This window comes from Methylomonas sp. ZR1, from assembly GCF_013141865.1.
Taxonomy (GTDB): Bacteria; Pseudomonadota; Gammaproteobacteria; order Methylococcales; family Methylomonadaceae; genus Methylomonas.
Genome location: NZ_RCST01000001.1, coordinates 1,529,972 through 1,544,422, shown reverse-complemented (window position 1 = coordinate 1,544,422; position 14,451 = coordinate 1,529,972). Strand labels below are relative to the sequence as shown.

The window sequence follows — 14,451 nt, the reverse complement described above, 5'->3', positions numbered from 1 at the left end:
CAGATTCAGATTGCTTGGTCTTGTTTTTCGATAGTCACCACAATCGATTTTTGTTGGCCGCTCGCGCTGGTCTGAGTGATTACGACTTGCAGCGGTAACTGCGCCGCACCGGCGCTGTCGGTACTGAAGCTTAACGACTGACTATTAAAACTCAGCCAAGCCGGTAACGGCTCGCCGTTACCCATTTTCGCCGAGACCGTGCTGTCTCCGGCCGTTGCAGGCAGTGCTCCGGCAGGCAGCGCAAAACTGAAGCCACTTGAATAATCATTAACCTCAACGTTGGCAACGATCTGCATCTGCCCTCCCGCCACCAAGGTTTGGGACGCCAATAAATGCACGGTATTGCCTGATTGCGTCGGCCCGGTACCACCCGTCGTCAAGCCGGTGGCGCTACTACCACCACCATTGATCCCCGAGTCGGCGATATTAAATTGTACGGTCCGGTTGCTATCGGCACCGCGTAACGCAGAAAGCGCCAAGCCGCCGGTTTTGGCGCCGCTGTTGGAACCGTTGTTGCCCACGCCGCCGTTTCCGCCGCTGTCCGGTACTACGGTACCGGCGTCGACGGTATCGGTTGGCGTATTGCCGGCGGAGCTTTGTAGGATGGTGACCACTGGATTGCCGCCGGCTAGCGTGTAATTGCCGGCCAAGCCGCCATTTCCGCCGTCGCTCAAGGCCAAGGTTCCAAGATCGACCGGTTTATCGATACCGGCGCTACTATCTAACATTTGGCCAGCCCCGCTCAGCAGCAGAGTTTCATTGCCAACCAAAGTGCCTAAATTGAATACATTAGCATTCACAAGGTTACTGCCGTCGAACGCCCTCGAACCGGTTAAATGGATGACGTAAGGCAAAATTGTGCTGGTCGTGTTATCGCTGTAACTGATTGCGTAGTTGTTGCCACCATTGCCGTCGGAAACGCTAATACCGCTAACTCTCACAGTGCTACCGCCGCTGGCATTCTTATCAATGAACGTGTACACACCGCCGGATAAACTGTCCGAGCCGAACAGTTGGCTAGCGCTGCCGGCTTTGACGATTGGCGTGCCCGAGGCGGACGTGGTGCCGTCGTACGTTTTGATGATGTCGCTGGTGGTCAAAACCAAATTGGCTTGGCTGATGTCCGCTCTAAGATCTCCTCCTATCAAGGTGTAATTGCTGGCCAAGCCGCCGTTGCTGCCGTCGGCCAAGGTCAAAGAGCCTAAGCTCACGCTTTTGCCGATGCCAACGTTTTTATCAGCGATGGAGCCCGCACCTGATAGGGTTAAAGTCTCGCTACCGACCAGACTTCCGATGTGCAAATCCGTGGCGGCGACGGCTGTGGTGCCGTCATAGCTCCTGCCGCCACTCAGGTTCACAACAAACGGGCTGATAGTGCTGGTTGTGTTGTTCAGATAGGACACCGAATAATTATTGCCGGCATTGCCATCGTTCACGGTGACCCCGGCAACCGTGACGGTCTTAGTGCCGATACCGACATTTTTATCGGTGAAGGCAAACGTGCCGCCAATCAGGCTGTCGCTACCATAGAGTGTGCCGCTTGAGACCATGGCGGCGCCTATCACCGACGTATTGCCATCGTAGGTTTTACTGACGTTTCCAGTGCTGACGGTCAAACTTGCCGTAGTGAGGGTCGCGTTATGTGTGCCGCCCGTCAGCGTGTAATTGCTAGCCAAACCGCCGTTGCTGCCGTCGGCCAGCGCTAGGCTGCCCAGCGTCACGGATTTACCGACCCCTACGTGTTTATCCGCTACCGTACCGGTACCGCTTAGGTTCAAGGTTTCGGTTCCAAGCAGCGCACTCATGGCAAAAATATTGTCAGCCACATCGGCACTGCCGTCGTAGCTGCGATTGCCTGTCAAACTGACTGTGTAAGCCGTAATATCGGCACTAAGCGTACCGCCAACCAAGGTGTAATTGCTGGCCAGACCGCCGTTGCCGCCATCATTCAAGGCCAAAGAGCCTAGCGAAAGCGTTTTACCGGTGCCGACATTTTTATCGGCGACCGTTCCGGCACCGCTCAGGCCCAGGGTTTCGCTACCGACCAGGGTAGAGGTCGCCAAACTAGCGGCAGTGATGGCGGTGGTGCCGTCGTAAGTGCGACTGCCGGTCAGGTCGACGACGTAGGCCGTAATATCGGCAGCATGCGTGCCGCCCGTCAGCGTGTAGTTGCTGGCCAAACCGCCGTTGCTGCCGTCGGCCAGGGCCAAAGTCCCCAAGGTCACCGCTTTGCCGGTGCCGACGTTTTTATCGGCGACCGTGCCGGTGCCGCTCACACTCAGGGTTTCGCTGCCAACCAAGCTGCCGGTGGAGAAAATGCCCGCCGCCACGTTGCTCGAACCGTTATAGGCCCGGTTGCCGGTCAGGCTGACCACGAACGGCGTGATGGTGCTGCTGGTGTTATTGGCGTAACTGATCGAATAGTTGGCACCGCTGTTGCCGTCGCTCACCGTCACGCCGCTGACGCTCACCGTTTTATTGCCGCTGCCGACGTTTTTGTCGGTGAAAGCGAATGTCCCACCGCTCAGACTATCGCTGCCGTACAGCGTACCGCCGGTCAGCGTGGCAGTACCGGCCGCACTGGTGCCGCCGTCGTATGCCTTGCTGACGTCGCTGGTGCTGACGGTCAAGCCGGCCGCTGAAATATCGGCGGTATGCGTGCCGCCCGTCAGCGTGTAGTTGCTAGCCAAACCGCCGTTGCTGCCGTCGGCCAGGGCCAAAGTCCCCAAGGTCACCGCTTTGCCGGTGCCGACGTTTTTATCGGCGACCGTGCCGGTGCCGCTCACACTCAGGGTTTCGCTGCCAACCAAGCTGCCGGTGGAGAAAATGCCCGCCGCCACGTTGCTCGAACCGTTATAGGCCCGGTTGCCGGTCAGGCTGACGACATAAGGTGTGATGGTCAAAGTGCCGTTGACGTAGCTGAAATCGTAGTTACTCGCGGTATAGCCGCTCGCGGTGAAGGTGTAGCTACCCGCATTGGTGGCGCCTTGCGAGGTGCCGCCGTAACTGACGCTGCCGCCCAATACGCTTGATGTTTCGCTGTTAACGAAGCCGGTAATATTGACGCCATGACCACCGCTATAGCCCAAGCCGTTGTAGGCGCGGCTGTCGTCACTGGCGGTCACGGTCAGCGTTTTTTTGTTGACCGTTAAGGTTCCGCTGGCGCCGCCGGTGCCTATCGTCGTCGAATAACCGGCCCCGCCACTGATGGCGGCCGAACCGACCGCGCCGTTGACGGTATAGCTGCCGACCGCGCGGGCAGTGCCGGCGGTGCCGCCGACGATGCTAAAACTGGGCGTGCCACTTAAACCCGCAACGGTGGCGGAGTCCGTCACGCCGTCGTCGTTGACGTAACCCGAAAACGCGCTGCTCGCGCTCGGATCGGCGTCGCCGTAGGTTTTGCTGATGTTGCCGACGTCGACGCTCAGGCTAGGCTGGTAGTCATAGATCAGGTGATTGCCCGCGACGATTGTTGCCGGCGCGTTGCCATCGTAAGTTTTGTTGTATAGTCTGGGGAGCGCCGAACCCGCCGCCCCGGTCAGGCCGCCCTCGGTCGAGCCGGATGGACTGTGCATATACACTAGCCACCGTCCGTTGGCGGCGGACAGTACACCATTGCCGACATTGTTGATCAATTCGCCGCCGCTGGCGGCCGCCAAAACCAGCGCATCCCCGCTGCCGCTGGCGGTCAAGCTCGCGCCGCTGTTCAAAACGATATTCTTGCTGCCGCTCGCGCCGCCGGTGCCGCGATGGATAATGCTGATGGTATCGGCCAGGATTTGTCCCGCCAGGGTGATGTTGCCGCTGTCGTCCTCGGTGTTGCCGGTGCCGTCGCGTAACTCCATGGTGACCGAACCGGCGCCCGCATCTATCGTGACACCGTTGGCAACTTCGATAACGGCATTCCCGGCCGCGCGATCAGCGTCGACAACGCCGTTGGCCGCCAAATCGTTGGCGTGCAGCACTAGGTTGCCGCCGTCGGTGGTGACGTCGGCATTGACGTAAATGCTGCGTCCCGCCTCCAATTTCAGGGTCGCTGACGAACTGAAAAGCCCGGCGACATTGAGCGCGCTGTTAACAGTGATGTCGTTGCTGGCTTGTAGCGTGACGTTGGTACCCCAGCCGAGTAGATTGGTCAAAACGTCCGGGGCTATGGTCATGTCCTTGCCGACCGCCATACCATAAGTAATGCGACTCGGATCGGTAGCACCCGAGGTTACCCGGCCGCTATTTTCGTTGGCGAAGCTGACCACGAAGGTATCGCCGTGGTCATAAGCAAAGCCTGGCAGCAGGCTGAAATAGTTGGTGCCGGCATATTGATAGTAATCCACCCAAGGGCCGCCGGTATCGAAGCTGATGCCGCTGTTCGCCGTGGTGCCGACAACGCTGTTCGCGTCCGAAACCTCGCCGAAAATACCGTAGAAGGCATCGCCGTAGGTCACGGCGCCGGCGTTCGCCAATCCGCCGTTGCGCCAATCGGTATCGATGACCAGATAGTCGTAATAGTAGGTATTGTAGTTAACGGTTAATCTAACTTGGTTCAGGCCGACGTCCTGATTGCTGTAACTACCGATCAAGCTATTGCTGGCCGACACCGCGCCGGCTCCGCCGATACTGGCGCGCGCCCAGGATAGCGCGCCGGCATCCGCCGCGGAACCGTTATGCCAGTGCCGGCTACCGACCAAATAAGACACGCCCAAATCGATGACCCCGTCGCTACCGACCTGGTCGCCAGCCTGGCTGCCGACTAAGCTGTTACCGATTCCGACCACCGCACCTTGGCTGCTCTCGCCGTAAGCGAAGCCGGTTTTTTCCGCGACCCAGGTCACCGCGCCGGCATCGGCGTTGGCGCCACTATGCCAGTGCGGACTTAGCACCAGATAGTTGTAACTCGAGACGCCGTTGATAGGATCGTAACCGTTCGTCAAAACCGTGACGCCGCCGCTGCCGACCTGATCGCCGGACGTGGCGCCTATCAGGCTGTTGCTGCTGCTCACCGCCCCTAAAGCGCCGGTCAGGCGGCTGCCCCATGTCACCGCACCCAACTGCGTGTCGGTGCCGTTACCCCAGTTCGGGCTGATCACAACATAGCCCACCCGCGTCGCGTTGTTATATTCCGCCGGCAGTGCGACCACGCCGCCACTGCCGACGCGGTCGTTGGCGTAAGTACCGACCAAACTGTTGGCCGCGCTGGCATTGCCGGTCAACGGCGACGCCGCGCCGGCCGTCGTGGTGACGCTGCCCCAAGTCACCGCGCCGGCATCGGCCGTCGCGCCGTTGTCCCAATAAGGACTCGCAATCGAGTAATAATCCAGATGGTACTGTTTCTGACCTACTCCGCTACCCGTGGTCCAGTCGTACGGCAACAGCGTGACGCCGCCGCTGCCGATTTGATCGCCTGCGGTACCGCCGATCAAGCTGTTTGCCGAGCTAATACTTCCGGTTATGCCTGTGGCCGCCGCGGTTTTGGTAACGGCCCCAACGTTCGCGTTGCCGCCGTCGCTCCAATTGGGGCTAATAACCAAATAATAAGCAGTGCGGGTGCCTGACCAAGTGCTTCCGTTGTAAGTCAATTCGGTATATTGCCCGGCTTTGACACCGCCGCTGCCAACCTGATCAGCTGCGGTGTCGCCGACGAGGCTGTTACCAGAGCCAACGGTTCCTTGGATACCGCTGGCTTCGGCGCCGAATGTGACAGCTCCGCGATCACTGTCCCAATGCGGGCTGATCACGCCGTAAAAATAGGTGTAAGTCCAGTTATTTGCGGTATCTACACCATTAAAGGCTGTTACTACGCCGCCGCTACCTACTCGGTCGTTGGTATGACTTCCAATTAAGCTGTTGCTGCTACTGATAGCGCCACTGACGCCGCTGCCGAAACTACCCCAACTGGCGGCGCCGGCATCGGCATTACCGCCGTTATCCCAGGTGGGGGTTAGGACCACGTAATCGGCCACGCCCACGTCGATAATATTATTCGCATCGCTGCCGACACCGTCGTTGGCGGTACTGCCGACCAGGCTGTTTCCCGCGCCGACCGCGCCGCTGACGCCGCTCGTTTTGCTGCCCCAGGTGACCGCCCCGGCATCGGTGGCTCCGCCGTTGTCCCAATCAGGGCTCAACACCAGATAATAACCGTCTTTCAACAAGATTCCGCCCCCTCCGACATGATCGTTGGCGGTCGTACCGACCAGACTGTTGGCCGAGCCCAAGGTGCCGGTCTTGGTGGCTGTGGCGTTCCAAAAGGTCACCGCACCGGCGCTGCCATTCCATAGCGGACTAAGTACCATGTAACCCGGATCTTGCCCTAGGTAACTGGCGCCGCCGCTACCAACCTGGTCTCCGGCATGGCTGCCGACCAAGCTGTTGCCGCTGCCGATGACACCGGATACGCCGCCGTTGTTGGTGCTGGTTTCGGTCGGAATATTCGTTAGCGTGTTTCCGAATAAGTCCGTCGTCGTGACGGTGCCGTAGGTGATGGTGCGGCCGTCGCCCCAGGTAATCGCGCCGGCGTCGGCGGTTGAGCCGCCATTGTTGAAATGGGGACTGAGTATCAAGTAATACGGATGAGTTGAAGTATAGCCGGTATCGGGGCTGCGGCTGGTGTAGTGGCTGAGTAACTGGATGCCGCCGCTGCCGACCAGATCGCCGGCGGTCGCGCCGACCAGACTGTTGGCGGACGATACCGCGAAACCGGCAGTCGCGCCGCCGGACGCGTAACCGGTGGCGGCATTGAGCCAGGTGACTGAACCTTTGTCGCCGTCCCAATGCGGGCTGGCGACCACATACGCCGCGTCGGTACGGTAAGTGTTAACGTGGCCGTGCGGCGGGGTGTCGCCGGGTTGACTGGTATAGTTGGTACTGCTGGAGTAATAAAGCGCTTTGATGTCGCCGCTACCGATCCGGTCGTTGGCATTGCCACCGACCAGGCTGTTCGACGAAGAAACGGTGCCGGTCAATGCGGCCAAGCCGCTGGCCCAAGTGACCGCACCGGCGTCGGCGCTGGCACCGTTCTGCCAATGCGGACTGGCGATCACGAAAAAATTTCGGTAATACTCGGTGCCGGTAATCAACGCGCCGCTACTGTTGTAATCGTGAAACTCGGTGACAAATTGCGTGATCCCACTACTGCCGACTTGGTCTCCAGCAGCACCACCTACCAAGCTGTTGGAAGATGAAATGACACCGGATATTCCGCTCAAAGCACTGCCCATCGTGACCGCACCGGTACTGGCATTCCATTGCGGGTTTAGGACCAGATATTTCAAATAGCCGTTGTCGTTGCTCCAAGTGTGACCGGTTGCGCCGTAATAATTATCGACCAACACGATACTGCCGCTGCCCACCGCATCGCTTGCCGAGCTGCCGACCAAACTGTTGGCTGACGATACGGTGCCGCTCAAGCCGGCGGTACCGCTGGACCAGGTCACCGCCCCCTTGCCACCATCCCAATGCGGACTGGAAATCAAAAAGTTGCCTAGCGAATTGAACGAGACGTTGACGTTGGTATTGGTATTTTGGCTAACCAGCTGGGTGATCCCACCACTGCCCAGGCGATCATCGGCGTGGCTACCGGTGACCGTCGCGATCAGCGCCCCGGACCAGCCGTTGTACAAATAAACCGCGCCGGCATCCTGGCCGCCGAAGTCGTCATAGGGATTCGTCACAGCCACGTTGGTGCTCCACAGGACCGAAGTGCCGGTGCCGAAGCCGGATGTGACGCCCAGTGTGTTGGTCGGATTGGGGTCTTCGAAATCGAATTGCGGGTACTGGCCGCTGCTGTCGATGGTGATGTTGCGCGGATCGAGTAATAGACTGCCGTTGCGGCCCTGACTGGCCAAGGTGGTAACCGTTCCGCCAAACAGTAGGGCGTCGTGAGACGAGACTTCAACGGTGCCGCCGTCGCCGCCCGCCGAACCGCCCTTGGCGGAGATCGTGCCATAAAAATCGGTTTTCTGATCCGACCAAACCACGACGTCACCGCCATCGCCCTTTTCAGTTGCGTCGGCTTGCAGTTGGGTGAAGGGATTGATTCGCGTTATCGTGGCATTGCGAACTGCCGCGTCCTTGCCATGAAAGCCGCCGCCAATGCTGATCTTGCCGCCGCCTTTGGCACCGTTGGCGGTGATCGTCGCAGCGGCCAACGTAACGTCTTTGCCGCCGGTGACGGTGATCTTGCCACCGCGTCCAGAAATGCCGCTAGCATCGATGGTGGCGGAACTGAACACGCCACCTTGGCCACCCGTGGTCACGGCGATGTCGCCGCCGTTTTGGCTTCCCTTTGTGGACAGCTTGGCGGATGCGGTCTGGATGACTCGACTGTCGGCGGCAATCGTAATTCGGCCGCCGTCGGAGACGGTACCTTCGGCACTGAGCGTTCCGGTTTGCAGTACGCGGTCGCCGGTCAGGTGAATATCCCCGCCGCTATCACCGTCGGCGCGGATGGCGCCGGTATCGACGACCAACCGGCCGCGCTCGACGACATTGCCGCCTTGGGTATTCTCGGCGGCGGATACGTCCAGTGTGCCGCTGTTGCTGACCTCGTCGCCGATCAGTTCTATCGAACCGCCGCGATTGACCAGGGATTTGGCCTCAACTACGCCGCTGTTGTTAATCGCGGCGCCGCGCAATTGGTCGGCGGCGCTAGCCGTCATGATCACCCGGCCGCCATCGGCGCGGATCAGCTGTTTGTTCTCGATCAGTATATTGACGGTGGCTGGATCGACCTGAACATTGACCAGTTTACCTTCGTCCAATTCCAGTTTTACGCCATCGCCGCCGGCTAGCGCCACCGTGCCCAAACGGGCCTGGACCAGACCTTCGTTGCTGACGCTGGGGGCCAGCAACGCCACGTATCCGCCGTCCTTGGCACGGATGTCGCCCTGATTGACGACGCCGGCGTCGCTGCCCTCGCGCTTGAAATGGTAGTTGCCGGCACGGAAATCGGCATCGCTGATGTTCATCGTCGACGCCGCCATCGCGCCGACATCGACTTGGGCGCCCTTGGCAAACAGCACGCCGTTGGGGTTCACCAGAAACACTTGACCGTTAGCGGTCAATCGGCCGGCAATGACCGATGCTTCGCCGGATGTCACGCGGTTCAGCGCGATCGCGCTGGCGTTAGGCTGTTGATAATCCACATGGGCACTGGCGCCGATGTTGTAGCTCTGCCAGTTGATGATAGCTTTATCACTGCCTTGTGCGACATCCATCCGTGCGCCATCTTGGTGGATTTGTGCCTGTCCCGACGTCACCTGGCCGCCATTAGGCAGCGCATTGCCGGCCAATTCGGCCAAGGCCGGCTGCCAAGCACCGGCCAAGGCGATTTGTATCGCCAGCACCAGCGGATGACGGTTGAAGTGCGGCGTGCGACTTTGGTAGGCATATCTGGTCATAAGACTGTCCTCTCGAATCAGTGCGGTTATTCGGTGCTTACGGCGGCTTTACGCTCCAATAGGCGGGCAAAATTGCTCAACGACGCCAAGTGCAGATAGATCAATCCTAACCAGCCGGCTTGGAACAGGCTGTCCAACGCATCGCCGCCGATTTTTTGGAAGCGCGCCTCGTCCACGATCCAAAGGCCGGATAAGGAGTAACGCTCGCCGCTCGGTGATACTGCATCGGCCCGGCGTTCGGTTAAGAGGTCCAATTCGTGCAAGGTAGCGGCAAATTGCGCAGTCCGCTGCGATTCGGCGTGGAACTCCCGCAAAAAGGCGATGATTTGTTGCAGGTAAGCTGACGGTGCGCCGTCCACCAGCAAAGGCTCGCCGGCCGTTTCGTTAAAACGCGGGCAAGTGTCGTCAAAACAGACGACCAATTGCTTGTCTTCGGCCTGTTCGGCAGGTACGAACGGGTATCGGCGGACGAAGGCTGGTATGTAATGTCCGGTCCAACGGCCAGCAGCGTTGACGAACAGGTTTTCGCCGTCGTTCAAGCCCAGCACTACCACCGGAACGAAGTGGCCGTCGCCGGCTTTGGCGAAGGCGATCGGGTATTCCTTGCCGGCTTCGCTGAATTCGGGACCAATCAGCGGCACCGAGTTACTAACGCGCGCGTAACCGACGTCTTCGGATGGCGCAATATGCAACCGGCCGTGAGCGGCTGGGTTCAAACTGACGATGCGTTTATAAAACAGCAATTGGTTATCCACAGTGGTATCGCCGGTTGAGTGGGTGGAAAAATGGCGTCAAAAGACTTTTAAAACGCTTTGCTCAGGCTGACCCAAAAATGAGGCGTTTTGTAAGTGCCGTCCGAATCGTTGCCGTCTGCCGAACGGGCTGGGTTGGCGCCTATGCGTTGGGCAACGCTGCCGCGGATGACGAAATTACCGGGTACCACCCAGTTGATTCCAAAGCCGCCGCCGCTGAGCGTGTAATGGTTAGGCCCGCCTTCGGTGGCATTCGGCCAGAGGTCGTTGTGCAGCGTGATGCCGCCGTGATCGATGAAGCCGACCAACTCGACATGCTCATAAACCTCGTAGCGTAGTTCGAAATTCATCAGATAGCCTTCGTCGCCCAGGGCTTCGTTGACTGGATAAGCTCTGATGCCGAAAGGCCCGCCCAGACTGAATTTTTCGGAAGAATCCAGATTTTTGGTGGCCAGTTGTCCACTGACGCCGGCATAGAAGCGCAATTTGTCGGTCAGGCTTTGTAGACGGGAGGCGTTAAGCGAGAACTTTTGATAGGCGCCGCCGGCGCGGGCCGTGGCCCGGTTTTGAGTCTGGTCGGCCAAGCTTCCCGACAAATCCAGGTTGCCCGCCACCATTGTTGCGCCGAATAGCGTGACCGCGCCGCCCAGCAAGTCGTCCTGATGATCGCCGCTCAGACCTATGTAGCCGCTTTGTACCTCTTTATCGCTGACCACGCTCCCGAGGCTGGTGTTGTAATAGTGGCGATCGTCGAAACCGCTGGCCACGTAAAGATTCGTGCTCACCCCGCGAAGCAAGGGATAGGTGGCGAAGGTACCGCCGGTCCAGGCCGAACCTTGAGCGTCCAACGACTGAAAGGGTTCACCCAGGGTGTAGTCCAGCGCGGACGCGGCGAGACCAATCCGCAGCCCGGAGTAGCCTACCGGCAACGAATAGGCAATTCTGCCGTAAACGTTACCGCTGCCGCCTTGAACCCGTAACGAGGCCAGATCGCCGAGGCGCAACGGATTATTCAGGTTTAGCGATCCGCCGAATTGGTTCATGCCAACTGAGCGCACGCCGGTATTGCTGTAATCCAAGGAGCCGCTGATTAAGTTGCTGGGATCGATTTTCAGCAGCAGGTCGGATTCGCCGGCTCTAGCGCCGGCCTTCAGAGTGGAAGAAACCGTGCCGCCGGTCAGATCGTTCAACAGCAGGATGCCGCGTTGCATATCGGCCAATCGCAAAGCCTCCCCTGCGGGCTGAGCCGCCAACATGGTTTGTCGGGGAATATCGTTTCGGTAGACGGCGGCCGGATCGTCGACCTCGACTTTGCCTAATTTCGCTTCGCGGATCAGGATTTCGACGATGCCGTCGCGAATTTGCTGAGCGGGCAATACCGCGCGGGCAAAAAAGCCACGTTGCTGGTAATACTCTGCTATATCGCGAGTGATCTTGCGCAGTTCGGCCAAGCTTAAGTCCTTGCCGATGTGGTCTTTCAGAAACGCCTGTAGTTCGGCTTCGCCGATCAACTCGGCGCCGCTGATTTTCCATCCCTTAACTTGAATACGGATGTCGCCTTCACCGGCAGGCGCCGGTTGCTCCGTGATTTCGAACGGGACGTTCGAATCACCCGGCAAAATCGGTTCGGGTTTGATATTTCGTAGAATCGACCCCGCCTCGGGAACCACTTCAGCCGCTTGACCGGGAGCCGGACAACCGATTAGGAAAACTAAGGCAGCGGCGCTAAGCCGAATATGGATGAGTTTGCGATTTCGAAAGGTCGGTTGCATACGATTCCAATTGCTGACATGAATGGAAATGGTCGCCTGTCCGCTTTTTGTCTTAAGGCCGCTAGGTCAGTTATGACTAACGCGGCCCGTCTGGCGGTTACTCGATGCGGATTAGCGTGCTCAGACAAAATAGCGGCCCGATCATAACCGTTCAGTTCAGTTGCCGCAAAGGATAGTTTCCGACAGACCACAAGAACGGTATGGAAATAACATAGTCGATTTAAAATGAGTCGAACGCAAAAATTTGCCTAGCTTTAATTCAAGCGCGTTAATTAGGTTTCTAGTTTGAGCAAACCGCGGCTTTTCGCGCTGTGACCGACTATATTGTCAACTTCTCGAATATGCGGCGCTTGTCATTAGCCATGGGCTTACCTGCCGCCCTGTTGCTAGGAAATGAAAATAGCAGCCCAACGACCTATCTCGGTGTCCGAAAAAAGTTGCCCACTACAACCGGACCTTGATGATCGTCACCGCCGCGAAATCCGGAACCCCGTTACCGGAATGGATTAACTGCGAGGTCTGACGGATGCCGCCGGCCCGACACATGAAATGCCTTAACGGGTTACCAGACACCCGTGCAAAAACAAGCTGACAGACTGACGCACCCAAACGTCTATCTCCGCTTCGTCGGGCGTCGGCTCCAAACCCAGTTGTAAGCGCTGTAAGCGTTCGCCACGCACCGCACTGATGAATTGGTCGGCAAGGAAATACGGGTCCAAATCTATCATTAAGCCGGCCTGTTGCTGGCGGATAAAAAACTGCGCTAACAATCCCAGCGTCCGGCGCGGTCCTTGCTCGTAAAATTGTGTCGCCAGATCAGGGAAACGAGGTGATTCGCCGATCAATATCGCCCGCATCCGCAATACATCCGGACGGGTAATCCGATACAAAAACTGCCGGGCAAAATTGGTCAACGCCTCTTCCAATGCGCAATCGTCGGACAGGCTACCGATAAATTGATCACTGCAACGCCGGATCAACGCGCCGAACAAGCCGGCTTTGCCGCCGAATTGGCTATAGATCGTCCGCAGCGATACCCGCGCATCGCGGGCGATGGTTTCCATACTCAGGTTTCCGTAACCATTTTCAAGAAAAAGCTGTAAGGCTGCATCGAGTAATCGATCCCGACTTTGCTGTTCATCGCCCTTACAGGGACGTCCACATTTAACCATGCTGTGTGATTCGCGAAATGAATTGACTTGGATAAAGATGATAACCTAGACTAAACGGTAATAGATATTACCATTTTTAGTTAAACCACGACTAAGGCAGTACACGGCAATGGCAAAAAACCCGCGCATGACGCTTGCAGACCAACAGACCCCTTCATCGCCGGTAGCGGCTGATTTTGCAGGGCAAACCCATCGCCAAGCACTGCGACATGTGGTAAAGCTCGGCGTGGTCGGCATCGCCCTGCAACTGACTTTGGCTGGCTGTGGCGATGCCGGAGCCCCTGCCGGCGCAACAGCCGCGCCACCGCCGCCCAACGTAAAAATCGCGCAGCCCTTAAACCGCGAAACGACGGAATTGGACGAATACACCGGCCGGATCGAAGCCATCAACTCGGTGGACATCCGCGCCCGGGTTGGCGGTTATTTGGACACCGTTAATTTCACTGCCGGCGCCAAGGTCAAAAAAGGCGACTTGCTGTTTCAAATAGACCCTAAACCGCTAAAAGCCCAGCTTAATTACGCACAAGCCGAACTGGAGCGCGCTAAAACCAAACGCGAGCTGGCGAAAAACGATTTGACCCGCGCCGAAAACCTGTTCAAAGCCAAAGCCATTTCCGCGGAAGAATACGACATGCGCACCAAAGGCTTGCGCGAAGCAGCGGCGGCGGTCGAATCGGCGGAAGCCAACGTCTACACCGCAAAATTAAACCTGGAATACACCGAAATCCGCGCGCCCATCAGCGGGCGGGTCGGCCGCGAGATGATCACCGCCGGCAATTTGGTCAAAGCCGACGACACCGTGCTGACCAATATTGTGTCCACTGATCCGATTTACGTGTATGTAGATGCCGACGAACAATCGGTGTTACGTTATCGGCGGCATGCCCAGCAACACGGCCAAGGCGCCGCCGATTTGAAAGGTACGCCGGTGCAACTGGCGGTGGCCGACGAAACCGATTTTCCGCATCAAGGCAAACTGGATTACATCGCCCCGCGCGAGGATGCCGCCACCGGCACCCTGAGCTTGCGCGGCGTGTTCGCCAATCCGGACGAATTGCTCAGCCCAGGCTTTTTTGCGCGCTTACGGGTGCAGGCCTCGGCATCCTACCCTGCCCTGTTACTGCCCGACCGCGCCGTCGCCACCGATCAGGCGCAGCAGTTTGTCTGGGTCATCAATCAAGACAACCAAGCCGAATATCGGCAAATTACCCCCGGCTCACGCATCGGCGAGTTGCGGGTGATCCGCAGCGGCTTGCAAGCTGGTGATTGGGTGGTAGTAGAAGGCGTGCAAAAGCTCAAACCCGGCGCCAAAGTCAATCCGGAACGCATCGATTTGGCCGCGCCGGGAGCGCAATAAGCC

The 14,451-nt window shown here is 58.4% G+C and carries 5 protein-coding genes; 1 reads left to right on the top strand and 4 read right to left on the bottom strand.

Annotated features, from left to right (window positions below; genetic code table 11):
• Positions 1–5: 5 nt before the first annotated feature.
• The 4 genes from DDY07_RS07070 to DDY07_RS07055 all read right to left on the bottom strand — a co-directional run bounded on the left by DDY07_RS07070 (position 6) and on the right by DDY07_RS07055 (position 13,091).
• Positions 6–9,395 (bottom strand): YDG domain-containing protein, encoded by a 9,390-nt coding sequence (locus DDY07_RS07070; protein ID WP_171695347.1) that lies wholly within the window; start codon positions 9,393–9,395, stop codon positions 6–8.
• 26 nt (positions 9,396–9,421) lie between these two features.
• Positions 9,422–10,150, bottom strand: coding sequence for a SapC family protein (locus DDY07_RS07065; protein WP_101053099.1), 729 nt, complete (start codon positions 10,148–10,150; stop codon positions 9,422–9,424).
• 47 nt (positions 10,151–10,197) lie between these two features.
• A complete protein-coding gene (locus DDY07_RS07060; RefSeq protein ID WP_101053101.1) occupies positions 10,198–11,919 on the bottom strand; it encodes a ShlB/FhaC/HecB family hemolysin secretion/activation protein in 1,722 nt (573 codons plus the stop codon).
• A 554-nt stretch (positions 11,920–12,473) separates the two neighbouring features.
• Positions 12,474–13,091 (bottom strand): TetR/AcrR family transcriptional regulator, encoded by a 618-nt coding sequence (locus tag DDY07_RS07055; protein WP_171695346.1) that lies wholly within the window; start codon positions 13,089–13,091, stop codon positions 12,474–12,476.
• A 109-nt stretch (positions 13,092–13,200) separates the two neighbouring features.
• Here DDY07_RS07055 and DDY07_RS07050 point away from each other — a divergent pair, with 109 nt between their 5' ends.
• Positions 13,201–14,448, top strand: coding sequence for an efflux RND transporter periplasmic adaptor subunit (locus DDY07_RS07050; protein ID WP_171695345.1), 1,248 nt, complete (start codon positions 13,201–13,203; stop codon positions 14,446–14,448).
• Positions 14,449–14,451: the final 3 nt, after the last annotated feature.

What these genes read in the sequence shown, in the direction of transcription:
- DDY07_RS07070 (WP_171695347.1), bottom strand. Translation starts at nt 9,395, where the DNA reads ATGACCAGATATGCCTACCAAAGTCGCACGCCGCACTTCAACCGTCAT.
- DDY07_RS07060 (WP_101053101.1), bottom strand. Translation starts at nt 11,919, where the DNA reads ATGCAACCGACCTTTCGAAATCGCAAACTCATCCATATTCGGCTTAGC.
- DDY07_RS07055 (WP_171695346.1), bottom strand. Translation starts at nt 13,091, where the DNA reads ATGGTTAAATGTGGACGTCCCTGTAAGGGCGATGAACAGCAAAGTCGG.
- DDY07_RS07050 (WP_171695345.1), top strand. Translation starts at nt 13,201, where the DNA reads ATGGCAAAAAACCCGCGCATGACGCTTGCAGACCAACAGACCCCTTCA.